Below are 21313 nucleotides of genomic sequence, written 5' to 3' on the forward strand. Positions count from 1 at the left end.
TCGTTGTCCCATATTCCAACAACCTGTAGCAGAGTGTTCCAAATTTCCACAGGCATTTCTCTGAGACTCCCGCCGGGGCCTTCTTCTGTTCCCCGACACCCCTCTCTTATTTTGTCTTAAAACTTTGTGATTTTGTATAAGATGTTCCAAAAAAGTCTAAAAACATAGTAAATAAAGGGGTTTCGGCTTGTCACAAACTGTCACAAACTTACATCACAAAGTTGTCACAAACTTACAAAGTTTGCAACGACATTTCAACAGTCTTGGTGTGTCACAAACTTCGGTCTCTGTCACAAACTTGTGATAAGCCCCGACTTAATTTTGCAACATTTGATATTCAGATAGTTACAGCGTTGTCACAAACTTTCACTCTGTCACAAACTTTTCGTACAAAAACATAACAGACTCAGCGAAAACTCAGAAATACAAAAAGAAAATCCTAATAAACACGGGAAACCACCCTTAAACATAAGGATATTTGTTCTATTTTTCCTAATTTTGTAGGGAAATATCCACAACTAATAAATAATAACTAATAATATAGCAGTCGTGTCAAACTTCGTCGTATATCTCAAGCTCAAGCCCTTCATCGTTCAATGGCTGACATTCCACTACGGCACTCCAGTCCGCTTCCCGGACCAGAGTGCCGAGAATGCTTGCATCCGTCGCTTCCTCACCCGTCAGCCTACGTCCATGCCGGCTGTGTGTCAGCCTGGAGAGATTGCTATCTGTATACCCGACAGCAAGCAGAAGCCGGTTGTCACCTACAACCACCTCGGCTCTCATGCGCGTGCTGCCGTGGCTGACTGCATCGAGGACACGTTCCGGCTCCAGCTTTGGCATGACCTCAACGGTTATGAGACCCTGCATTGTCCTCTCCTGAAGGCTGTCCGGGCATGGTGTCAGAACAATGGCATCAGCATAGATTATGAGGATACTGTCAAGATGCGTTTTCAGCGGATGCGCAACGCATATCTCAAGTCGGGCATCGACCTGCGGCGCTCATCGCGTGACCACAGCAAGTAAATTATGTTAATTTTTCTATAATTCGTACCGACAAGAACACCGTTTTTGTTCAGATGCGTTCAATACCGTTCACTCCTATGAAATCAATCAAAATTGTCAAGTCTGTCGAGTATGCTTACACTACCGACATCAAGTCCCTTGAGCGGCGAGGCTCGCGCAAGGTCTACATCCCGTCGTCTGTCGTCTGGACTCCCATCTGCGTGCGCAATCATCCTTCGCTCGTCTCGTCGAGCAAGACTGAGGACAATAATACTATAGTAACAACCACTCTCAAGCTGCTCACGCCCGAAACACTCAAGATTATCCGCCAACGGCACATGGTATTCCGCGTCACCCTTACCGATGACAGGCAATATCTTGTTGGCATCAATGGTCGTCCCTACACCCAGATTGTTGTGACTGAGAATTGCCCAGAGTCTATAACCGACAATCAGCTCACAGAGATTAATGTGTCCTTCAAGTCCGACCACCTTCCACCTTATATTATTCAGAATGTATATGGTTGATGACCGTCTCCGTGCTCATTTTGGGGCTTAGTCTCACTTGCCTCAGTATTTTCATCCGCTCTATCTTAGCTCTATCTTTGCCGAAAATTCATAGCTATGGAATATAATTTCGTAATATCTGGCACTATCGGCGATTGGTGGAGTGGTTGCTCGGCCGATTATGTACGCTATGTGCTCAACAATAACAAGGGCAAGGAGGTTCATGTCGGATTCTGTTCGCTCGGTGGCTTCGTCAAAGATGGCCTTGAAATGCACCAGGCTTTCAAGGATCATGGTAACGTCCATGCCCACGCCTTCGGAATGAACGCCTCAATCGCTACTATTGCTATGCTCGGATGCAAATCCATCGACATTGTCAAAGGCAGCTTCTTCTTGATACATAATGTTTCTACTCTCATCTATAAATATGAGCAAAGCAACAAGGAGCAGATTGATGCGTTCGTCCGCAAGCTTCAGGCGCAGCGCGACTCCCTCAAGAACTTCGACGAGGTGCTTGCCTCGCTCTATGCCGACAAGACGGGCAAGACCGTCGATGAATGCCTCGCTCAGATGAAGCGGGGCAACTGGCTTACTGCTCAGCAAGCTCTCGATTTCGGCCTTGTCGACTCCATCCGCGAGGATGAGCAGGCTGAGAAGGCTGCTGCCGAGTTCTCTGCCCAGTTCGTCAACAACTACGATATCTCTAACCAATTCAAGGATGCAGGCATACCGCCGTTATCTCTACCGCAAACCTCGGATGATGTCGCCTCTAAGGTGGCATCTGTGGTTGATGGTGATGGCAATCCAACTCAGAGCTTCCTTCAAAAGACGTGTGAAGGTCTCAAGTCCCTCTTCCGTAACCAACACGCACCAAAATTCTCTCAAAGTAATAAGATGATTAAGATTTTCGCTTCTGTCATGGCATTGCTCAACGTCGCTGAAGGTTTCGCCACCAACGACGAGGGCAATGTCACTCTTACTCAGGAGCAGATGAAGCTTATCAATGATGAGCTTCACTCGCTCAAGAAGCAGGTGGAGGACAACTCCAAGGCTGTCAACGAGGCAGGTACTGCCCTCAAACGTGTCAAGGATCAGCTCACCCAGGCTCAGAACGATGTCAAGCAACGTGATGAGCAGATTGCAGCCCTCAAGGGTTCAGCTGGCGACTCTACCGATGATAAGCCTGATTCTGCTGAGCAGTCGTTTACAGCTCAGGATGTGTTTAACCTTGTTAAAAATGTGTAATTGTTATGGCTTCGATTAAAATAGGTAATGTCACTTATGGTGCCGAGGAGCTGTCCAAGACCTTCCAGACCTACCGCAAGGAATTCGTCATCATGCCTTTCCTCGCGATGGAGCAGCTTGCGAAGCACATGAATGTCCGCACCGGCATTCGCTACCGTGAGACTGTCAGCCAGATGTCGACCGATGCTGAGATTAGCAACTATTCTAAGACTAAGCATCAGGATGCCGATGTGAAGATCGACCCTCGCGTCTTCGAAACTTTCTTCGGCAACATCGTGCAGGGCATCGACCCTAACGCTATCTATCAGTCCATCTGGGGTAGCAACGTCACCAAGGGCGACGGTCTCAAGAATGTTCCGATTGTTGTGCAGGTGTGCGGTTATCTCGTCAAGAAGATTGGCGAGAAGATGTTTATGAATTCGTTCACGGCAAAGCACGACTCTACAGACACTACAAGCACCTCAAAGTGGTTCAACGGTTTCCAGACCATCCTCGAGAATGATGTCGCTGGTACTAATTATACTAACAAGGTGCTCATATCTGCTGACATTGGCAACCTTGTCGAGGGTGCTGAGTCCATCACAGCCGACAACGCCGAGGACCTTATTAAAGATTTCTACTGGAATCAGGTGGGCAATCCTGCAGCTGCTGCCAAGCTTCGCTCGCAGCAGCTCAAGCTCTTTATGAGCGACCAGGCTTATCACTTCTATACTGAGTCATATCAGACCAACCACGGTTCGTTGCCCTACAACCAGGCTTACGACAAGAAGTCGCTCGATGGCGCAAGCAATGTCGAGTTCGTTCCGCTACCTTGCGTGCCTGACGACTTCCTGCTTCTCACGCCCAAGAACAACGCTTATCTCCTCTTCAACCAGAAGACGGATGATGATAAGTTCCTTGTCGAGAAGTCGCTTAGCAACCACTACGACGTTGACTTCATCATGAACTACTTCTTTGGCACTCAGTTTGAGTCAGTTTCTCCTGAGGTTCTCCGCTATTGGAAGAAGAAGGCTTAAGCAGGGTTATGTATAGTGATTAGGGGTTCCTCACCACTCGTGGGGTTCCCCAATTAATAATTTAATAATTTTACAAAAATGACAAAGTGTACTGGCGCTGAGTCTATCTACTCAGACATTAATTTCTGCCCAGGGCAGAAGTCTCTGCCGGGTGTGCGTGGCTGGATTTACGGCATTTCCAAGCGCGACATTGTCAAATGGCCGACTATCGGGGCTGAAGCTCCTAAGGATCTTGAGTCTGTAGCTAAATATACGGGCGATTTCGTCCTCGCTTCCGATAAAAAGTGGCATAAGATTGCTCTTATCCCCAACGAGTCGGAGCTTAAGGTGGAGTCGCAGGGTTCTTACGGTTCCAAGACCTTTAAGAATACTGGTACAGCCGTGGCTCCTGGTACTGAGGAGAAGATTACTGGCTACATAGCACAGGCCAACAACGATGAGATGGTCTACCTCTTCATCCAGCGCAACGGCAAGGCTCGTATGCTCGGTTCCGAGGCTTTTACGCCCGAACTCACTCTCTCGCAGGATCTTGGCAAGGCTCCAACCGATGCCAACTCTACCTCTATACAGATTGCTGCCGATGACGAGTATCCTGCTCCGTTCTATCCGGGCAAGATTGAGACTGCCGACGGCGATTTCTCTGGTGAGACTGGCCTACTTCTTAATGTTGCTGCATAGGCTTTTCTTTATAATCATAATAGGTTTAATTTTATTAACGTGTTAGGGGCGGTCAGCATAGCAATTGTGCTGGCCGTTTTTACTTAACAATCAATTTCTTTACTCTATGTACGATGATAAGTTAACTCAAGATATGCAGTCATGGCTTGCTGACGAGTCTCACGATAGCGCGTCCATCATTCATGGTGCCGAACTTGTGCTTAAGCTCAACCGCAATGTGTCTATGTATCAGACTATTATCCGCCGTCCGCTTAAGTTCGAGTCCAAGGTACGCTATGAGCTTAACAAGTTCCTGCCCATGCGACTCGAGCGCATGACTCTGCAGGATGTCAAGGCTCTCGATGCCGAGGTCACACCTGAGGTTAAGGAGGCCATCGACGAGGAGCAGCAGTTCATGACCGACAATAAAGATGAGGAGGCTGCTGAGGACTCGGAGGACTCTGATGCTCCTGCTGATATGTCTTTCCTCCCTCGCGCGTCGGGCATCCGTCCCGACCACGACAAGCTGCCAGCAGATGTGCGCAGCATCTGGCAGCAGAACAAGGAACGTTGGAACAACATCAAGCGTCTCTACATGACCCTGCTGCCTCTCACACAGCCTTGCGACCGCTACGAGTATCTGCAGCAGCTCAAGGAGACATGGTATACCTACAAGCGTGAGCTCGAGCGCTACGACAACTATATTGCTCCTTCAGGCTCGGAGGTTGCCGCTGATGGCGCGGCTCCCTCGCCAGTTGACATTGCCAAGGACATTTCCAACGCTCGCTCTTACATTACTAAGTATATCGACCGCCTTGTGGAGCTTCGTCGCTCCTCTCTCTCTGCTGATGATAACACAAAGGCTCTCGCCGATTACAACAATTTGCTCGCCAAGGTGCAGCAGCGCGTTACCGTGCTCGTCGAAAATGCTGCCCCTATCGGCGATGATATCTTAGCTAAACTCAATGAGACAGGTCTGTCCCTTCCGTCCGCTGAGTGATGCTACTGCTCAGTATCATCTCGGTACTGGATTACACACGCTCGGTTTGCTCAGTTGGATTCTGAAGCAGACCGGGCGTGCCGACGTATATGTGTCAACTTTCTCAACTTCCGACGCTTTCCTCTCTGGCTTCTTGCGTCTGCGCCGTCGCAACCTGATTGCACATGCTACTCTGGTGGCCGACCTCAAGGCTGCTCGTAAGACTGTGCAGCTCTATCGGCTTATGCAGAGTTGTTTCGACCATGTGCATCTTGCGCAGAACCACTCCAAGATTGTCCTCGTCAATACAGCCGACTATACCGTGTCGGTCATCAGCTCGCAGAATCAGACCTATGGTGACCGTGCTGAGTGTACCATGCTCACCACCGACCCTCAAGCCTATTACTCGCTTCTTGCCGGTCTCAGAGGCATCGTCGATAAATCTTTGGAACTTAATGGACTATTCAACCGACTTGCTCTCCGAGATAGAGGCTCATGCCAAGGAGATGATGACTCCACCGGAGATATCCGCCCTTTTGGGTATTGATGAGCGTCAGCTGTCCGACGATATTAATACTGTCGGCCATCCTGCCCGTACTGCCTACCTCAAAGGTGTGTCTGCTACTGCTCTTGAGCTTCGACGCACTCTCCACGACACGGCCCTCGCCGGCTCTCCGTATGCTGTCCAGGAGTGCCAGCGTCTTCTCTCCGTCGCACAGTCGGCTGTCAGTTAGCAATTCAACATTCAAAACTCAAAATTCAACATTCACCATGCCTCTTCCCGTCAACCTCGATGAATACTCGCGCTACGTCACTCTCGACGACTCTGAGCTTCGCGACCTGCGTGTCTCCGATTCTGTCCTCAATAGGCTGCATCGCATTCGTGGGCTATATGCGTATTGGCTGCAGTTCCCCTCGAAGAGCGACAACGACCTTGTGCAGTACGACATGAATATGTTCAAGGCTTCGCGCTCTCTTGCCTACGAGGATCTGCATCTCACCAAGGTCTTGCTCGGCAACATGCAGCAGACCACCAAGGAGTTTATGAGGTGGAAGATCAACAAGTCTGTCGAGCAGGACATTGCTGCAGCTCGTAAGGCTGGTGAGTGGCGGGCTGTGGCTGCTCTCTCAAAGGTGCTTGTGGCTAACAATCGCACAGACAAGGATGATGAACCTGACCTTGAGTTCGACAAGATTGTGCCGCAGAACTTTGAGCCGACTGACGATCCTACAGTTCTTGGCATAGAGCGCATCCCCGACCTCCGTGGCAAGATTCGCGCTCTCTACAAGCGCTACTCAAATACTATGGTGCAGGACGCTGACTTTGAGGAGATTAAGGATGAACCTAAACCCGATGAAGATGATTGATAACACAGAACAACCCAACCGACAATACTTCAACGATGCTCAATACTACTCTCTGGCCATGAACACTCGCGACGAGGTGATTGTGGCAGGGCGTGGTATCGGCAAGGGTGCCATTCAGGCACGGCGCTTGCAGTCGTGTTTTCAAGGTATGCCCGGTTCTATGGGCGGTTTTGTGGCTCCTTCAGTCAAGCGTTGTCTCACCAATATCCTTCCCTCAATGCTCATTCATCTTGAGCGTTGGGGGTTCAAACGCGACCTGCATTATGTTGTTGGTCGCCGACCATGGAAGAAATTGCATTGGAAGTCGCCCATCTTCACCCCTGCCAACTGGGAGAACACTATCAGCTTCTACAACGGCTCTGTCTGCAACATCATCTCGCAGGACCGCTCGGGCACGTCCAACTCTATGTCGCTCGACTACCTCATAATCGACGAGGCAAAGTTCATCGACTTCGAGCAGCTCAAGGATGAGACGTTCCAAGCCAATCGTGGCAATGAGATGTACTTCCGCCACTTTCCTCTCCACCATGGCATGACTATCACGTCGGATATGCCGGTCACCAAGCGAGGCTCATGGTTCCTCTCCTACAAGGACAAGCAGGATCCTGAGCTTGTCAAGGTCATCGAGGGCATCATCTACCAGATCTGGAAGCTGCGTGCAAAGATGGCAAAGCGCCCTGAGCTGCATGAGGCTATAAGCAAGCGTCTTGAGGAGCTTAACCGACAGCTTAATTTTTTCCGCTCACATTGTCTCCTCTACAAGGAGTACTCATCTATCGAAAACTTGGCACTTCTTGGCGAGGAGTTCATCCGTCGCGCCAAGCGTGACCTTCCTCCGCTCACCTTCGCCACATCTATCATGTGCCAGCGCATAGGCATTGCTGCGGACGGCTTTTATGGTGGTCTGCGTGAGGATGTCAACCTCTATACGGCTCCCAACGAGTCTGTGCTTAACCTCCACAATCTCGCCAAGGCCGAGGGTGGAGTCATCCCGAACGACTGCCGAATGGATGCCGACCGCGACGATCGTGCTCCTCTGCTCATAGCATTCGACTCCAACAACCTCATCAACTGGCTTGTGGTGGGGCAGGTGCAAGGCTCCAAGCTCCGCATCCTCAAGTCGTTCTTCGTAAAGTATGAGCGCAAGATTCCCGAGCTGCTCGAGGACTTTAATGCTTACTATCATTTCCATCGGCGTCATCAGGTGATATTCTATTACGACTCCACCATGGTTGGTACGAACTGGGGCTTGCACTACAACGACCCGCACAAGGAGGTCATCAAGTCCCTGCGCTCCATGGGATGGGCTGTGCGCGACGTGTACCTGGGCAACCCGATGAACCACATCGAGAAGAATGCTCTTATCAACAATATGTTCCGCGGACGTGCCCGCCTTCAGGTGTTCATCAACCGCGACAACAATCCCGACCTCTTCATCTCTATCACTTCGGCTGGCGTCTACAATGGCAAGAAGGACAAGCGAGGTGAGAAGCTTGCCGAGACTGAGGAGGACAAGCTGGAGGCGCGTACCGATGGCTCCGACGCTTTCGACGTGATCTGCATAGGTGCCGAGACCAAGCCCGTGTTCCAAGGCTCTGGTGGCACAGTCAACACATACGGTTAGCTTTATGTCTTTAGCTTTTTTCGTTGTTTCATTTTTAGTTTAGTTTTGGGTCGGCCACTTGCGCGTGATGCGTAGGTGGCTTTTTTGTTTGGCAATTGCCAAGCTGTTTTTCCTCACACAAGGTCGCCCGACCGCAAGCCGAAATCACATACTTGGGGACATCGTTCTGCATATTCCGCTTTGTCGGGGGGAGGCAATTGCCGTCTCGGCGTAGGGCGGTGTAGTGCTGCAAAGACGTAAGTCTTGCACCCTGCAAAATTTAGCCACATAACTCATTGAAAATAAGGCGGCTAAATTTTGCAGGTATGGAATAGGTACGCGAAAACGCGACATTTTTTGATATGGAAACTTCTTTTCATTGCGGAAAAGAAGCAAAAGCGCTGCCGATAGCGAGCTATCGGGGGGTATTCTCCGGGGGAGAATGGATTTTTTTACATCTTCCGCTTATCCGCTTGAGAGCCTTTTTTTAAAAGCGCATCGCATCGAAATCCGTTTTTCCTCCGCGAATTTACGACGAACGGCTGTCAGCCAAGAACCGCAAGCTAAAGTACCAGAAATTTCACGGCAGCCTTCCGAGTTTTTCCTTCCTACATCTACCTTCTAAAAACTCGGTTTTCCGTGAAATTTCAGTCTCTTTTTCTTGTCTTTTAGCCTTGCTTTCGTCGTCTTTTTGCGGCGTAAAAAGCGAAATTCGACCCGACGTGAATTAAAAAAAAACTCTCAAACGGGCTACAGATGGGAGGTGTAAAAAGCTCCTTTCTCGCCTCGGAGAATTAAGAACCCCATTAAGAAATATTTAAAATTTGACTATTATGAGAACAGCAGCGTATTTCTCCTACATTCCGAAGCGCATCCGTACCGCTGACGAAATTGTTAACCGTGTGCGTAATTTCATCTATGCTTTCAAGGACGGCAAGCGCAAGGCTACAGATTATGCCATCAGTCTTGTGGCTAACACCCTTAACAAGTGGTATGGCGCAAGTTGCGAGGACTATGTCTTGTGTTGTGTGCCGTCTGCAAACAACTACAAGTATATAGTAAGGTTCAAGCGGTTTGCCGAGCAAGTGAGCAAGCTGACAGGCGTGCAGAACGGCACGGCTCACGTGAATATCTTTGGGCAGCGTGAAGCCAAGCACACCAACGCACGACACATCGTAAGCGAGTCGTATGGTTATATCGTGTCAGCCGACCCCGATTTCTTTCAAGGCAAGACCGTCATTCTGTTTGATGACCTTATAACCACAGGCGAGACCGCCAACAGCTTTGCCAAGGAGCTTGAAGCCGTAGGCGCAACCGTTATAGGTGCAATGTTTCTTGCACGAACCCGAACAACTAACAACTAAAAACTTATACATTATGAATGATTTCTCAATTATGGTACGTGAGGAGCGTCCCGACTACAAGGCAGTTAACAACGGTTTTCAATCTCTTGACATTGTGGAACTTCTATCGCTCATTATCGGGCAGGGCAACGACCCAACCGCATCAACACGACAGGCAAGGCAGCTCATTAATGTGTGTGGCGGTAGCCTTAGAGCCATGACAAGCCGAAGAACCGAGGATTTTGAAGTCGTGCAAGGTATCGGCAGCAAGAAGGCTATTGCGCTCAAGGCAGCTTTGGAGCTTGCCAAGCGCATCGAGCATGAAGCGCAAGCCGAGCGCACGGACTTTTGCAGCGCCGATAGCGTGTGGCGTTATTTCCGCCCCATTTTGGGCACAGCCGACCACGAGGAAGCCCACGTTCTTCTGATGAACAACCGCTTTAAGCTCATCAAAGCCGTAAGGATTTCAAGCGGTGGACTTTCGGAGACAGCCGTAGACGTTAGGGTGATACTTCGCGAAGCTCTTCTCTGCAACGCCACCACGCTCACCCTTATACACAACCATCCGAGCGGAACGACACGACCAAGCCGAGACGACGACAACGTTACGCTAAAACTTAAAAAGGCTTGTGAGACAATGCGAATATATATGGTAGACCACGTTATCGTTACAGATGCAAAATACTACAGCTATGCGGAGGAAGGCAAGATATAAAGCATTTCCCGACCTTTAAACAAAGGTCGGGAAATGCTTTATATCTTGCCTTCCTCCGCATAGCTGTAGTATTTTGCATCTGTANCTCCTATTGTGCTGTTTATCAGCATTTTTTTGTACCTTTGTAGTGGAAAAGTAATTGCAATTTACAGAAGGATCTTTATTAGGTTTGAAGTGTATAATATTCAGTCTGCTGCTGTGAAGTAGTTGCTTTGAATAATATTAGGTGACCGTCTCTAACGGACGTCATTTCTAATAAGTCAAATTTTATCATATTTCTTCGGAGGTTGAGGGCTGTGAAGCTCCCAACCTTTTTTTTGTTGTTCATAGTAAAATAGTTACTATTTTGTTTGGCTATTAGTAGTAAAATTACTACCTTTGCAGTGTTGAATTATTAAACAAGCGATCTATGAAAAATGTAAAAGTTTCTAAGATTCTGAGAATCTTGGCTGATGACGGCTGGTACTTAGACCGTTACAGCGGAGACCACCGAGAGTTCAAGCATCCTACAAAAAAGGGTGTTGTAACTGTCAACGGCAAGCCTTCAACATCTATCTGCGGATGGCTCCTCAGTAGTATTGAACGGCAGTCGGGGCTTAGGTTCTAACAAATCGGGGTGGAGCTAACGCTCCGCCCTACCTTTAACATTAAATAGAAGCGTGGTTTGGTGTTCAGCAAAGTAAGGTGGCGGTCATGCTGCCACCTATTTTTAAGATTAACATATAAAAAGATATATTATGAACAATGTTGTGATTAAAGCGGCTCGAACTGAAGACGGCTATTGTTGCGTCTGCGACTTGTTGCCGGGCTGGGTCGTTGCCTACGATGGCGACCTTGATGGCTTTAAGGTATATGTTCAGGAGAGTGTCGATTTCTGGCTCGAAGGTCGGCGCAAAGACGGTGATGTCTACCCGGCTGTCTTCGATGGTGAATATCAGCTTGTCTATGATTTCGACGTGGCTACGTTGCTCGACTACTATCGTGGCATATTCTCCTTTGCCGCGCTTCAGGAGATAACGGGCATTAACCAAAAGCAACTCTCACACTATGCGAGCGGCATTTCCAAACCGCGAAAGCAGCAGGTTGACAAAATCAAGTCTGGCTTGCGCCGACTTGCCAAAGATATTGAAATGGTCACTGTTTAATAAATTCAACACCGCCGCCCGACCATGCGGCACCATGACCGCTGCAAGTTATGACTTCGCAACGTTTCATGATTGAAAGAACTCGTTGAGCCCTCGGTGCGTGACGCATCGGGGGATTTTTCATTTGCGTGTCTCCACGAAAATGATTAACTTTGCAGCATCGAAATTTTAAAACATTTATATAGCGGTGGGAGTCTGTGAGGATTTCAGCCGCTTTTCTTTTGCCATATATTGCTTAATCAAATTTTTATTGCTAATTTTGTGCAATGTTTTAAAATTTTGAAAAAATGAACAATGGTGATATTACTGTTATAAATAATTATGTTCAAACAGTCTCGCACTCATCTTCATATTGGATGGTGAGGACTATGGGTGGTGAATACTACAATGACTTTGTCGAGAATGGATTCATTGCTGTTGGGCATAATGACATCCTTCTAAAGGATATAAATGATATATTGACCAATGAAAACACAGCGATGAAGAACTTGCGCAAGATAGTAGCAAATCTTCATCCTGAAATCAACCGTCCCGGCCATGTAGCTTCGCAGCTCATACGCTTTTGCCATGAAATAAAACCTGGCGATATAGTTGTTGTTCCTGGGTATTCTTCATTCAATTTAAGTATATGCCGTGTCAAAAGTGCTGTATATGAGGAGCCTAATATTGTTGAAGGCAATGGTCGGTGTCCGTTCATGAAGAGAATAGATGTAGATATCCTAAAGTCTACTTCTCGCACTGTTCTGCCACCGAAAGCCCAGCTAATGTTTAATTCTCGTCATCCAATCTCAGACATTTCAGAATATGCGGCATATATAGACTCTACGCAGTTTGATTTCTATAATAAAGATGATGAGACACACATCGTTCTAAGAATAAAGACAGAAAACGAAGTGGACGTTTCCACATTTTACGAAATCCAACAATTATTTATACTTGCAGAGCAGTTTTGCAAAGAGAATAATATAGAAGACTCAGCAAAAGATGTGTCTATGAAAGTGCAGATGGAGTCGCCTGGTTTGCTTCATTTCATTTCAAAGAAAAAGAACATATTGTCTACCGTGGGGATTATAGTACTTCTCATTAATGGTGGTGGTTTGGAATTCAACAATAAAGATTTCCAATTTAAACTTAAAACAGATGGCATCATTAAGAATGTCAGCGAATTTCTCGATCGTAAGACCGACCGGGAGATGCGTGACAAAATAAAGGATTCATTGGACTCGCTTCAGATAAACACTCCCGATGATTTCCAAAAGGCCATGATTGAGCTTTATAAGACACAAAACGCCAATCGTAAAGCTTATTAGTATGGATAATGATAAAACGGTATAAGCATTATGGCAATGGCTATACTTATGGCAATAATTATAACCTCAGCCTGTTCTTTCATCTGCTTGCTGTGGCTGATTTTTACTACAGCAATGCGGATGAGGGTCATGGGCAGTGTAGCTATTACTACAAATGTGCTCACGAATGCCAATATGTTACCAAGTAAGCTGAACATGATGATGGTTGATTTCTTCGGTACAAAGTTAATCATTATATTCATAACTTGTAGCTACGCAAGGGGTGTTTAACTAAAACATTTTTCAAATTTACCCCACTCCTCAAACTTTTTTCAAAATTTTTCGGCGAAATCCTTGCACGTCTCAAACTTATTCCATACCTTTGCCATCGCTACAATTTATATGTGGAGCATTCCACATGAACAAAGGGCGAGGATATATGTTCAAGCCCGACCAAAATATTTATTAAGGTTGTGGGCTTATTTTTTTGCCCGTACCTTTCCGCATTGAGCCGAGGGAGTCGCCCTTTGTTCATGTGGAGCATTCCACATTTGTGTGGATATGCCAAGACAGAATACGGCGGTTCGCCTTCCACGTGTTTTTTAGCCCTTTGTGGTGGATCACATGTAAGTTGTAGCAGACGAGGAAGTGCGAGCCGCTTTTTTCGTACCCTTTCGTCAACCGTACCCGACGGATTCGGGCATAAGGCTACAACTTACACATTATGCAAACAACTGCATCAATTCAGCGCACAGCTCATTTGCGCACGTTGACCATTAGCATCGCCGACATTAAGGCATGGCTCAACGCTAAGAGCGAGTTATTCACCCACATGAGCGGTTTCTGCGTCACCCGTCGTGAGGTCATCCGCGTCAATCTCGCTTTCTTCATCATGATCGTAGGCGCAGCAGTATCCCAGGTCTCTCTGCTTGCTGCCTTCGCCTGTGTACCCCTTGCGGGCTACCAAATCTATAAGCTTAACCAGGAGGACGATGACAACTGGCTTAAGGATGAGGAACGTTTAGCAGAGGAAGGAGGCAAGCAATGAATACTCAGCACAAGGAAATAGAGGCTTATACAGAGCGACACATCGACTCGTTCTCTATTGTATTGGTCAAGGCTACACCGGCACCCAAGAACCACTTCCAGAAGGAAGTCTGCGAGGTGCTGCAATATGGTCTGCACGGACTTGTGTTCCCGACCGACGATTTTCAGCTGCTCAAGCGCAACATGTTGCAGGCTCTACAGCACATAGACAAGTATAATCCGCGCAAAAACCGCCGTATGTCAACCATATACAGCGAGCTTGGCACAGATAGTACGGGCAGACTGAAGCATGTCAACAATCTTGACATCGGCGAGATTGTACAGTCTAAAGACATATTCGAGAGGGTCTGCGTAGTCGAGTTCATGCCTATCCAGGGCACATTTGTCAAGACAGAGGTGGGAGAACCTAAGCTCTTCGCCGCGCCGATCTTTTCCGACAGAATTATGTGGGCAGATTCTTACAACAGATATGTCGAGCAGGAAGGAGGCGAAGCATGAACCTTATAGAAAAGGACTTCGAGCATCTTGGCAGAACCGAAAAGTCGAACTTTATCTCAGAGCATATAGAGTTTGCTACGCCTAAGGCTGTAGGGGAATACGTGAGGGGTTATCTTTTTGATGTACTCAAGAGCGTGAACGACGATGGCTACATCATCAACTATATCACCGAACGTGGCTATAAGGTGGAGAAGAAGCAGCCCAACGAGCAGCTGCCTTATGTGGACTGGAACAACACGGGATTCCTCAATGAGCTGTCGGTGGTGCTTGTGCACTGCTATGCTCCCAAAAACAAGTTCCAGAAGGAGCTGGTTCGATTGCTCAGTCCGCTGCATGGCATGTGTGTGCAGACTGAGAGACTGAGCAATGTCGGGGGGGACATTATGCGCATAACGAAAGCTCTTGACAAAAAATATCCGAGACGGAGCACTTCGGCATTCGTTAACATTTACAAGGGTAGTTCGGATATGTATGGCCAGAAATGCGACTCGGTTTTGATTAGTGACTCTAAGGAGAACTTTGGCGACGATTATGGCGTTGTCTCCATCTACTTTATGCCGCTTAAGGGCTTGCTTCACTTCGTTAACGACTATGGTGTGGATCAGATGTGTGCCGTGCCGTTTGAGTCGGATGGAACTGTTTGGGCAATGGAATATAATCAACTGGTACAAGAGCAAGGAGGCAAGTTATGAACACTATGAGCGACAACAACACTAACCCTATAGGAGTACTTACCGACAAGGACAACCTCGAAGTCAAGATACAGCTTATCCATGACACCATGAGCCACCTGCTGGCTGAGACCGCCGAAATGGACAACCCGACAGAAATGAGGGATGTGCTTGACTTGATGCGCAATCTTAATGAACTTAGTAAACAACTCGAAAACATATTAGATACATTATGATGGAAGAAGAATATCTCGATAATGAACAGCAGCGCCAAGACCCTCTCGAAGGCTTTAATCTTGTGCTGCTCGACAATTACTTTGCAAGCCGCTCGCCAGAGCCTAAGAAGGGTATCACCGGCGATAGCTACACGCCTGAGTACAAGACCACCGAAGACATCTACGATGACCTTGAGCCTATCAACCCGGTTTCAACGCGGTTGATTGTGCTCTATCTTCGCAACCATGGCTATCGTCTCAAGACTGTTGCCGATGGCACTCTACGGTGGGAAATATGGCGCGACATGCGATTCATAGAATAACCCTGAGGTAGACAAATTCATTATTATGAACAAAGAGGATTGTTTCAGAATCTTCCATGTGGAAGATATAATGGATCTCCCGCAATCAGTAATGAATGTTGTTATGGGAGACAGGGAGCAGCGCGATGCCATATATAAAGAGCTACTCTCTGTCAACCACCACGACATGAGTTTCGACTGGTTTAGGCAGCTTTATGAAGAGGAATTTGCCCAACGCAAGAAGCAGAAGCAAGACTTTACCCCTTTGGAAGTGTCTGAAATCGTGGCGATGTTGGCATTACCAACAGTAGGTTCTATACACGAACCTACTGCGGGCACGGGCGGTCTTATAATAAGCGCGTGGTGGGAGCAATGCCGACGTGTAATACCGTGGGAGTACTTTCCGTCGAAGCACATGATAACGGTATGGGAGCTGTCTGACCGTGCAATCCCCCTGCTGCTGCTAAACCTCAGTATACGTGGCATCATGGGGTATGTCTATCACGGAGATGTCCTTGAACGCACGGTTAAGGCTCGCTATATATTGCTTAACCAAAAAGATGACGCTCTTGGGTTTAGTGATGTTGTAAAGGCAGAACCTGGAGACCGTATCGTAGAACAGTAAATGAAAGGAGGTTATGTAAACAATGACATTTTTGGAAGCTTATGATAAATGGCTTGACAAGCATAAGGATGAGGTGAAACAATCTACGGTCGCCGCTTATTATAATCATGGCAAGACGTTCTCCCGTATTCTTGATCCTAATGCGGATATATGTACTCTTGATGAAGATTTGATGAAGGCCATTTTTGAACGGTTCCGTGAAAGTGGAGCAAGCAATCACTACATAGCGGATTTGATACGCGTATTTAGGATGGTTATGCGCTATGCTGACAAGGATTTGGGTATAAGCAATTTGCCATCTACCGATTGGAAGATAAGGGATGTGGTAACAGATCGTGTCAAGGACGCAACGAGGCAACGTGTGAAAAGGTTCACAATCGCTGAATATGAGCGTATGATAAAGGCATTTGAAGAACATCCTACTCCTGGCAGACTTGCCGTTGTGGTGACTATGTTTACCGGAATCCGAATTGGAGAGGCATGCGGATTGAAATTTTCTGATATTGATTTCGATGAAGGTGTAATACACATACAGCGTACGTGTGTGTCTATCGTCAAAACAATTCAGAAAATGCTTCATCCGGATGAGGAATACGTAAGGTCACGATGTCTGCAACCTCCCAAAAGCGCTTCATCCAACCGTTACATACCGATGATACCAAAACTTCGCAAGATACTACAGTCTTATGCGAGAGTTTATCCTGGAGATTATTTTGTTGCCACACTATCGGCTGAACCCACGTGCACACGAACACTGCGCATTTGGTATGGGCAGATGCTCAAGGCGGCGAACGTTCCTTACCTGAATTATCATTGCTTGAGACACACATTTGCAACTCAGATGATAGAGAAAGGTGTTGATGTAAAGACTGTATCTTCCATCCTCGGCCATGCTGGTGTGGAGATAACAATGGACACTTATTGTCATCCGTCTGATGAAGTTAAACGTGCAGGGATACAAAAAGCCTTTAAAGGATTGCTTAAGTAGTTGGACATACAAGCTTGAATAAATGGCCGGCACTCCTTGTAGTGTCGGCTATTCTCTGATTCGGAGAAGGACATTCTCAAGGGAGCACTCGTAGACCTTAGCAACCGTATAAGGCGAGTAGCTGACAATATACATTAAGCCACGGATTGGGTATATTCCGTATTGAACAATTAGTCGCCACTGGCTTGTGGCGCGTCTTCTCTGCCCTGGTGTTCTTGCGAGCATCAGGGCTTTCGTTTTGTATTCTTATTTCCTTTCATCATCCATTAACTTTGCACTTGTAACAAAATTATATACAAGCGCAATGATTACCGTATTACAATCAATCTCTGGCTCCTACTTCTCGTCGGGCATTCCCGACGTGGAGTTCTCCGTTACTGGCTACCGTGCAGGGGTAGTTATTTCCGTCGATGGCGCTCAGATATATTCCGAGCATCTGTATCCCGTCGATGGCAAGATTGCTCTCACGGAGCTTGACACTCTGCTCACTCCCTACGCCCGACAGAGCCTTAAGGTTGCATTGTGCATCGTCATCAGCGAAGAGGCAGAGGATTCCTCGACTGCTACCTCCACGGCTACACTCAACGCCGACATCATCTATTGTGCCGCCGACGTTGGCACGTCTGCAGCCGACTTCATCTCGTCGCACTTCCTCACCACCCTCGATGGCGAGAAGACTACAGCAGTCAACCGCCTTGAATATCTCCACTATATAGGTACCGACTCAGCCACAGCCACCGCTCACTATGACGATGGCAGCACCAAGGCGTTCAAGCTGTTGCCCGTAGCGGGCAACTCCAAATATACAACACTCGATGTGTCGCCCGGCCAATTTGTTTTAGATGGTCATGTGTTAGTCTGTTTTGTAATCCAGGCAGGTGAGCGCACGTTCCGGTTCTCAATCGATTTTGACGAGCCTGACTGCGCCCCTGTCCTGGTTTTCGACAACAGCTTTGGCGTTGAGGAACTCCTCTACTGTACCGGTACTCACACGGTAGCGCCAACCTACAAGCGCGAAAGTGGATTCGTTGGCCGATACAACCGCAACTACAACATCCGCGAGACGCGCACCTTCAAGGCTGACACGGGCATCCTCTCCTTCACCATGGCCAACTGGGTTGATGAGCTGTTCCGCTCGCAGTCCATCCACGTCGTTAACTTCCGCGATGGCAACCCCAACATTGGCAAGGAGATTCTGATAACTGATTCCAAGTCGGAGTATACCAACGACGATGATGAGCTTCCTCGCTTCACTTTCAGCTATGAGTATGCCCAGCGCAATCACAACGTCGTCGACGTGCTGCGCTCTGGACGCATCTTCGACAATACTTTCGACAACACTTTTGAGTAGTTTTGAGTTTTGAATTATGCGCAAAGCGCATTCTGAATTATTCAATTTTGAATTGTGATTTGGCTAACTCAAAACTCAAAACTCAAAATCGCCAAAGGCGACAATTCAAAACTCAAAACTCAAAATTCAAAATTCCCCATGGGTGCTATTCATTTCACCGAAATGCTCCGTCTCCTCGACCGTGCCTATCAATACCGCTCACTCGTCGACATCTATGCCTGGGAGGGCGGTACGGGCGAAGTCATCCACTACAAGGGATGGCTCGTCCATCATGTCAACTGGCGTGGCGGTTACTTCCGCCTTCGCCATCCTAAGGCGCGTGGCAACCCTCTGCTTCGCACGGTACCACAGGTGTTCATCTTCCGCATCAACAACCAACAAATCTACTTATGAGCAAAAATAATGGCTATTCAATGGAGTCTGCGTCTCCAACTACAGATAAAGACGGGTTCCGTCGCTACCGCATCGTGCCGTCAGGTGTCGACGATTCGTCTTCCGTCAACTCCGTCAACTCCGAATATGGTGTAGACTCGAGCACCATCTTCGATGATGAGGACTCGCCGGGCATGCAGTCCGTGCGCGACATCATAGTCAAGGGCAAGCCCTACAAGTATGTGCAATGGGGTGTCGACGACCAGCTGCCCTACCGTGTGCGCAAGGAGCTGATGGGCAACATGGTCACGGCACAATGCCAGCAGTTCAACATCGTTAGCTGCTACGGCCAGGGCGTGCGCTTCGTTGACCGCAAGACCAAGAGCGACGTGTCGGACAAGGAAATCCTCGACTTCTGCTTGCGCAACTCCCTTCAGGAGGTTTTCCTGGAGCAGACAACCGACATCAAGTTCTATTCCTTCTCGGTTACTGTCATCATCCTCTCGCGCGATGGCGAGAAGATAGTCACCGTGCGCAACAAGGATGCCTCTTATTGCCGTTTCGAGTATGCGCCCAGCACACGGAGCGGAGGCATCGAGCACGTGTTTTACGGCGATTTCCGCATAGGCTTTTTCGACGAGTCCAAGATAGAGTCGATACCGCTCCTCGATTACTGGAATCCTCTCGGCGACCTGCTTGTACGCATGGGCAAGGAACCAGACCCGATGACCGGCCTGAGCCGCAAGCCTACTAACGACCGCAAGTTTGCCATCGTCAGCCGTATGGCTACGCCGGGCTGTCAGTACTATCCAGTGCCTTACTATTACTCCATCTTCCGCGACGCCTGGTTCGACATCTACCGTCTCATAGGCATAGGCAAGCGCTATATGATCAAGAACACGTCTGCTCCACGTGTGCAGATTGAGGTGCATGATGATTACTGGGATAATGTCTGCGACAACGAGGGCATTACTGATGAGACAGAGCGTCGTAAGCGCAAGAATCAGGAGAAGCGCAACATCATCGATTTTGTCACGGGCATCGAGAATGCGGGCAAGGCGATGATCAGCGGCTACTACGTCGACCCTAACGGCAAGGAGAACCGCATGGTGCGCATCGTGCCTCTCAACGACGCAAGCAAGAAGGAGGGTGGCAACTGGAGCGATGACATGTCGGAGGCTTCCAACGCTCTGTGCTTTGAGTTCGGCATCCATCCCAACCTTGTTGGAGCCACACCTGGCAAGAGTCAGATGAACAACAGCGGCTCCGACAAGCGCGAGCTCTTCACCCTGAAGCAGGCTATTGAGAAGCCTTGTCACGATGTCATGTGCAAGCCTTATCATGTCATTCTGCATTACAATCATTGGCATGAGCGTGCCACAGTCGATGTCCCCATGATAGTCCTCACCACTCTCGATGAGCACAAGGATGCCAAGGCTGTGTCTGCCGACTCCAACGGCAATAAAGCAGAGGAATAATATAACATTTAACATTCAACATTTAACATTCACGTCTCATGAGATTGACTAAGCAAGATTTCGAGCTTGCCCTGCCCGTAGGCATCAGCGCACACGATGAAGTATACGAGGCTGTGTCTCCTGCTATCGCCACAGCCCTCGACAATTACTGTAGCATGTTGCTCGGCGATGTTGGCATTAAGCGAGTTACAGAGTCTGAGGAGGATAGTCAGTTGAAGCGTTACTTTAACATGCTTGTCTGCATCGATGGCTTCCTCTCTGTGTTCCGCCAGCTCGACCTGGTGCTCACTCCTACAGGATTCGGCATCGTCAGCAACGACACTATATCTCCGGCGAGCAAGCAGCGTGTCGATGCCCTTGAGGGGTCGCTGCGCACAGCTCTCTGCCGTGCCAGAGCCATGACCGTCCATCTCTTGCGCTCGGCGGAGTGGGGCTGTACGGCTGCAGCACGCAACTTCATACGCTACATCTTCACAGAGCACTACTTCTTTTTCAATCCTCAGGCTACAGCTTCGCTGTCCTATCAGGATTGGCTGAACATGCAGCCGGCTATAGTCGATACAGATGAGCAGCTGCGTCTGCGCTTCGGCGACGAGCAGGTTGATGACCTCCTCGATGCCTACCGATGCAGCGACCACGACCGCCTCACTCCCTATGCGTCTGTCCTGCAGCTCTGCTGCGACTTCACCTCGCGGTGGTCAACCATGGGCAAGTCTGCCCTCGCTACTCCCCAGTACCGCCGCCTCGTCCGCGAGATTGAGAGCGACTCCACCACCTATGCTCTCTATCATGGCAGCGAGGCCTACAAGGCAGCTCACGTCGAGCCGTTCGCCAATACCAAGGAGTCCTCCGCTTTCATCTTTAACGCATAGTTAATAATTACAAATAAATAATT

General features: G+C 48.3%; 27 protein-coding genes and 1 pseudogene. 27 read left to right on the forward strand and 1 reads right to left on the reverse strand.

What is annotated here, in order from left to right; genetic code table 11:
• The first annotated feature begins 702 nt into the window (after positions 1–702).
• The 15 genes from C9991_RS00825 to C9991_RS00890 all read left to right on the forward strand — a co-directional run bounded on the left by C9991_RS00825 (position 703) and on the right by C9991_RS00890 (position 12892).
• On the forward strand, positions 703–1026 hold the full coding sequence (locus C9991_RS00825) for a hypothetical protein (protein WP_157949320.1): 324 nt from the start codon (positions 703–705) through the stop codon (positions 1024–1026).
• Positions 1027–1103: 77 nt separating this feature from the next.
• Positions 1104–1532, forward strand: coding sequence for a hypothetical protein (locus tag C9991_RS00830; RefSeq protein WP_157949321.1), 429 nt, complete (start codon positions 1104–1106; stop codon positions 1530–1532).
• Positions 1533–1628: 96 nt separating this feature from the next.
• Positions 1629–2756 (forward strand): Clp protease ClpP, encoded by a 1128-nt coding sequence (locus C9991_RS00835; protein ID WP_106810758.1) that lies wholly within the window; start codon positions 1629–1631, stop codon positions 2754–2756.
• 5 nt (positions 2757–2761) lie between these two features.
• The gene (locus C9991_RS00840) at positions 2762–3772 is read left to right on the forward strand and encodes a hypothetical protein (protein WP_106810759.1); all 1011 of its coding nucleotides are present in this window, start codon (positions 2762–2764) and stop codon (positions 3770–3772) included.
• A gap of 78 nt (positions 3773–3850) precedes the next feature.
• Positions 3851–4450, forward strand: coding sequence for a hypothetical protein (locus C9991_RS00845; protein ID WP_106810760.1), 600 nt, complete (start codon positions 3851–3853; stop codon positions 4448–4450).
• A 106-nt stretch (positions 4451–4556) separates the two neighbouring features.
• A complete protein-coding gene (locus tag C9991_RS00850) occupies positions 4557–5429 on the forward strand; it encodes a hypothetical protein (RefSeq protein ID WP_106810761.1) in 873 nt (290 codons plus the stop codon).
• On the forward strand, positions 5395–5955 hold the full coding sequence (locus C9991_RS00855) for a C4-dicarboxylate ABC transporter (protein WP_106810762.1): 561 nt from the start codon (positions 5395–5397) through the stop codon (positions 5953–5955). Before C9991_RS00850 ends, C9991_RS00855 begins: the two co-directional genes overlap by 35 nt.
• Positions 5915–6142 carry a hypothetical protein gene (locus C9991_RS16565; RefSeq protein ID WP_157949322.1) on the forward strand — a complete coding sequence of 76 codons (228 nt, stop codon included), beginning with the start codon at positions 5915–5917 and terminating at the stop codon, positions 6140–6142. The genes C9991_RS00855 and C9991_RS16565 overlap by 41 nt, the downstream gene beginning before the upstream one ends.
• Before the next feature lie 37 nt (positions 6143–6179).
• The gene (locus C9991_RS00860) at positions 6180–6776 is read left to right on the forward strand and encodes a hypothetical protein (protein ID WP_106810763.1); all 597 of its coding nucleotides are present in this window, start codon (positions 6180–6182) and stop codon (positions 6774–6776) included.
• Positions 6748–8400, forward strand: a complete 1653-nt coding sequence (locus tag C9991_RS00865) for a hypothetical protein (RefSeq protein WP_232823208.1) — start codon at positions 6748–6750, stop codon at positions 8398–8400. Before C9991_RS00860 ends, C9991_RS00865 begins: the two co-directional genes overlap by 29 nt.
• A gap of 812 nt (positions 8401–9212) precedes the next feature.
• Complete coding sequence (locus C9991_RS00870) at positions 9213–9743, forward strand: ComF family protein (RefSeq protein WP_106810764.1); 531 nt, start codon at positions 9213–9215, stop codon at positions 9741–9743.
• 13 nt (positions 9744–9756) lie between these two features.
• Positions 9757–10437, forward strand: a complete 681-nt coding sequence (gene radC, locus C9991_RS00875; protein ID WP_232823209.1) for a RadC family protein — start codon at positions 9757–9759, stop codon at positions 10435–10437.
• A gap of 409 nt (positions 10438–10846) precedes the next feature.
• Entirely contained in the window at positions 10847–11044 is a 198-nt protein-coding gene (locus C9991_RS00880) for a type II toxin-antitoxin system HicA family toxin (RefSeq protein WP_106810766.1), read from the forward strand.
• Positions 11045–11174: 130 nt separating this feature from the next.
• The gene (locus tag C9991_RS00885) at positions 11175–11582 is read left to right on the forward strand and encodes a hypothetical protein (RefSeq protein WP_106810767.1); all 408 of its coding nucleotides are present in this window, start codon (positions 11175–11177) and stop codon (positions 11580–11582) included.
• Positions 11583–11950: 368 nt separating this feature from the next.
• Positions 11951–12892, forward strand: coding sequence for a hypothetical protein (locus tag C9991_RS00890; protein ID WP_198643726.1), 942 nt, complete (start codon positions 11951–11953; stop codon positions 12890–12892).
• On the opposite strand, the gene C9991_RS00895 is transcribed toward C9991_RS00890, so the two are convergent.
• Entirely contained in the window at positions 12889–13134 is a 246-nt protein-coding gene (locus C9991_RS00895) for a hypothetical protein (RefSeq protein WP_157949323.1), read from the reverse strand. The genes C9991_RS00890 and C9991_RS00895 overlap by 4 nt on opposite strands.
• A gap of 461 nt (positions 13135–13595) precedes the next feature.
• On the opposite strand from C9991_RS00895, the gene C9991_RS00900 reads away from it, so the two are divergent.
• The 12 genes and pseudogenes from C9991_RS00900 to C9991_RS00950 all read left to right on the forward strand — a co-directional run bounded on the left by C9991_RS00900 (position 13596) and on the right by C9991_RS00950 (position 21290).
• On the forward strand, positions 13596–13919 hold the full coding sequence (locus C9991_RS00900; RefSeq protein WP_106810770.1) for a hypothetical protein: 324 nt from the start codon (positions 13596–13598) through the stop codon (positions 13917–13919).
• Positions 13916–14416 carry a hypothetical protein gene (locus C9991_RS00905; protein WP_106810771.1) on the forward strand — a complete coding sequence of 167 codons (501 nt, stop codon included), beginning with the start codon at positions 13916–13918 and terminating at the stop codon, positions 14414–14416. Before C9991_RS00900 ends, C9991_RS00905 begins: the two co-directional genes overlap by 4 nt.
• On the forward strand, positions 14413–15108 hold the full coding sequence (locus C9991_RS16950; protein WP_232823210.1) for a hypothetical protein: 696 nt from the start codon (positions 14413–14415) through the stop codon (positions 15106–15108). The genes C9991_RS00905 and C9991_RS16950 overlap by 4 nt, the downstream gene beginning before the upstream one ends.
• Positions 15105–15323, forward strand: coding sequence for a hypothetical protein (locus tag C9991_RS00915; RefSeq protein WP_106810772.1), 219 nt, complete (start codon positions 15105–15107; stop codon positions 15321–15323). The genes C9991_RS16950 and C9991_RS00915 overlap by 4 nt, the downstream gene beginning before the upstream one ends.
• Positions 15320–15625 carry a hypothetical protein gene (locus C9991_RS00920; RefSeq protein WP_106810773.1) on the forward strand — a complete coding sequence of 102 codons (306 nt, stop codon included), beginning with the start codon at positions 15320–15322 and terminating at the stop codon, positions 15623–15625. The genes C9991_RS00915 and C9991_RS00920 overlap by 4 nt, the downstream gene beginning before the upstream one ends.
• Positions 15626–15650: 25 nt before the next feature.
• Entirely contained in the window at positions 15651–16229 is a 579-nt protein-coding gene (locus C9991_RS00925) for an N-6 DNA methylase (protein ID WP_106810774.1), read from the forward strand.
• Between the two features lie 22 nt (positions 16230–16251).
• Positions 16252–17217 carry a tyrosine-type recombinase/integrase gene (locus C9991_RS00930; RefSeq protein ID WP_106810775.1) on the forward strand — a complete coding sequence of 322 codons (966 nt, stop codon included), beginning with the start codon at positions 16252–16254 and terminating at the stop codon, positions 17215–17217.
• Between the two features lie 63 nt (positions 17218–17280).
• Positions 17281–17355, forward strand: a pseudogene (locus C9991_RS17215) (DUF5053 domain-containing protein); the annotation flags it as partial.
• A 166-nt stretch (positions 17356–17521) separates the two neighbouring features.
• Positions 17522–18568, forward strand: a complete 1047-nt coding sequence (locus C9991_RS00935) for a hypothetical protein (RefSeq protein ID WP_106810776.1) — start codon at positions 17522–17524, stop codon at positions 18566–18568.
• A gap of 138 nt (positions 18569–18706) precedes the next feature.
• A complete protein-coding gene (locus C9991_RS00940) occupies positions 18707–18961 on the forward strand; it encodes a maintenance system killer protein (RefSeq protein WP_106810777.1) in 255 nt (84 codons plus the stop codon).
• Positions 18958–20418: a hypothetical protein gene (locus C9991_RS00945; RefSeq protein ID WP_232823211.1), complete on the forward strand. Its 1461-nt coding sequence runs from the start codon at positions 18958–18960 to the stop codon at positions 20416–20418. The genes C9991_RS00940 and C9991_RS00945 overlap by 4 nt, the downstream gene beginning before the upstream one ends.
• A gap of 38 nt (positions 20419–20456) precedes the next feature.
• Positions 20457–21290, forward strand: coding sequence for a DUF6712 family protein (locus C9991_RS00950; RefSeq protein WP_106810778.1), 834 nt, complete (start codon positions 20457–20459; stop codon positions 21288–21290).
• The last annotated feature ends 23 nt before the right edge of the window (positions 21291–21313 follow it).

The sequence above is a fragment of the Prevotella merdae genome (genome assembly GCF_900290275.1).
In the GTDB taxonomy this organism is placed as follows: Bacteria; Bacteroidota; Bacteroidia; order Bacteroidales; family Bacteroidaceae; genus Prevotella; species Prevotella merdae.

Excerpts from the sequence above, each read along its gene's own strand:
- C9991_RS00915 (WP_106810772.1), top strand. The coding sequence starts at position 15,105 with ATGAACACTATGAGCGACAACAACACTAACCCTATAGGAGTACTTACC.
- C9991_RS00865 (WP_232823208.1), top strand. The coding sequence starts at position 6,748 with ATGAACCTAAACCCGATGAAGATGATTGATAACACAGAACAACCCAAC.
- C9991_RS00860 (WP_106810763.1), top strand. The coding sequence starts at position 6,180 with ATGCCTCTTCCCGTCAACCTCGATGAATACTCGCGCTACGTCACTCTC.
- C9991_RS16950 (WP_232823210.1), top strand. The coding sequence starts at position 14,413 with ATGAACCTTATAGAAAAGGACTTCGAGCATCTTGGCAGAACCGAAAAG.
- C9991_RS00830 (WP_157949321.1), top strand. The coding sequence starts at position 1,104 with ATGAAATCAATCAAAATTGTCAAGTCTGTCGAGTATGCTTACACTACC.
- C9991_RS00935 (WP_106810776.1), top strand. The coding sequence starts at position 17,522 with ATGATTACCGTATTACAATCAATCTCTGGCTCCTACTTCTCGTCGGGC.
- C9991_RS00945 (WP_232823211.1), top strand. The coding sequence starts at position 18,958 with ATGAGCAAAAATAATGGCTATTCAATGGAGTCTGCGTCTCCAACTACA.
- C9991_RS00950 (WP_106810778.1), top strand. The coding sequence starts at position 20,457 with ATGAGATTGACTAAGCAAGATTTCGAGCTTGCCCTGCCCGTAGGCATC.
- C9991_RS00835 (WP_106810758.1), top strand. The coding sequence starts at position 1,629 with ATGGAATATAATTTCGTAATATCTGGCACTATCGGCGATTGGTGGAGT.
- C9991_RS00905 (WP_106810771.1), top strand. The coding sequence starts at position 13,916 with ATGAATACTCAGCACAAGGAAATAGAGGCTTATACAGAGCGACACATC.
- C9991_RS00920 (WP_106810773.1), top strand. The coding sequence starts at position 15,320 with ATGATGGAAGAAGAATATCTCGATAATGAACAGCAGCGCCAAGACCCT.
- C9991_RS00930 (WP_106810775.1), top strand. The coding sequence starts at position 16,252 with ATGACATTTTTGGAAGCTTATGATAAATGGCTTGACAAGCATAAGGAT.
- C9991_RS00840 (WP_106810759.1), top strand. The coding sequence starts at position 2,762 with ATGGCTTCGATTAAAATAGGTAATGTCACTTATGGTGCCGAGGAGCTG.
- C9991_RS00940 (WP_106810777.1), top strand. The coding sequence starts at position 18,707 with ATGGGTGCTATTCATTTCACCGAAATGCTCCGTCTCCTCGACCGTGCC.
- C9991_RS00855 (WP_106810762.1), top strand. The coding sequence starts at position 5,395 with ATGAGACAGGTCTGTCCCTTCCGTCCGCTGAGTGATGCTACTGCTCAG.
- C9991_RS00845 (WP_106810760.1), top strand. The coding sequence starts at position 3,851 with ATGACAAAGTGTACTGGCGCTGAGTCTATCTACTCAGACATTAATTTC.
- radC (WP_232823209.1), top strand. The coding sequence starts at position 9,757 with ATGAATGATTTCTCAATTATGGTACGTGAGGAGCGTCCCGACTACAAG.
- C9991_RS00870 (WP_106810764.1), top strand. The coding sequence starts at position 9,213 with ATGAGAACAGCAGCGTATTTCTCCTACATTCCGAAGCGCATCCGTACC.
- C9991_RS00880 (WP_106810766.1), top strand. The coding sequence starts at position 10,847 with ATGAAAAATGTAAAAGTTTCTAAGATTCTGAGAATCTTGGCTGATGAC.
- C9991_RS00890 (WP_198643726.1), top strand. The coding sequence starts at position 11,951 with ATGGGTGGTGAATACTACAATGACTTTGTCGAGAATGGATTCATTGCT.
- C9991_RS00895 (WP_157949323.1), bottom strand. The coding sequence starts at position 13,134 with ATGAATATAATGATTAACTTTGTACCGAAGAAATCAACCATCATCATG.
- C9991_RS00925 (WP_106810774.1), top strand. The coding sequence starts at position 15,651 with ATGAACAAAGAGGATTGTTTCAGAATCTTCCATGTGGAAGATATAATG.
- C9991_RS16565 (WP_157949322.1), top strand. The coding sequence starts at position 5,915 with ATGATGACTCCACCGGAGATATCCGCCCTTTTGGGTATTGATGAGCGT.
- C9991_RS00900 (WP_106810770.1), top strand. The coding sequence starts at position 13,596 with ATGCAAACAACTGCATCAATTCAGCGCACAGCTCATTTGCGCACGTTG.
- C9991_RS00850 (WP_106810761.1), top strand. The coding sequence starts at position 4,557 with ATGTACGATGATAAGTTAACTCAAGATATGCAGTCATGGCTTGCTGAC.
- C9991_RS00885 (WP_106810767.1), top strand. The coding sequence starts at position 11,175 with ATGAACAATGTTGTGATTAAAGCGGCTCGAACTGAAGACGGCTATTGT.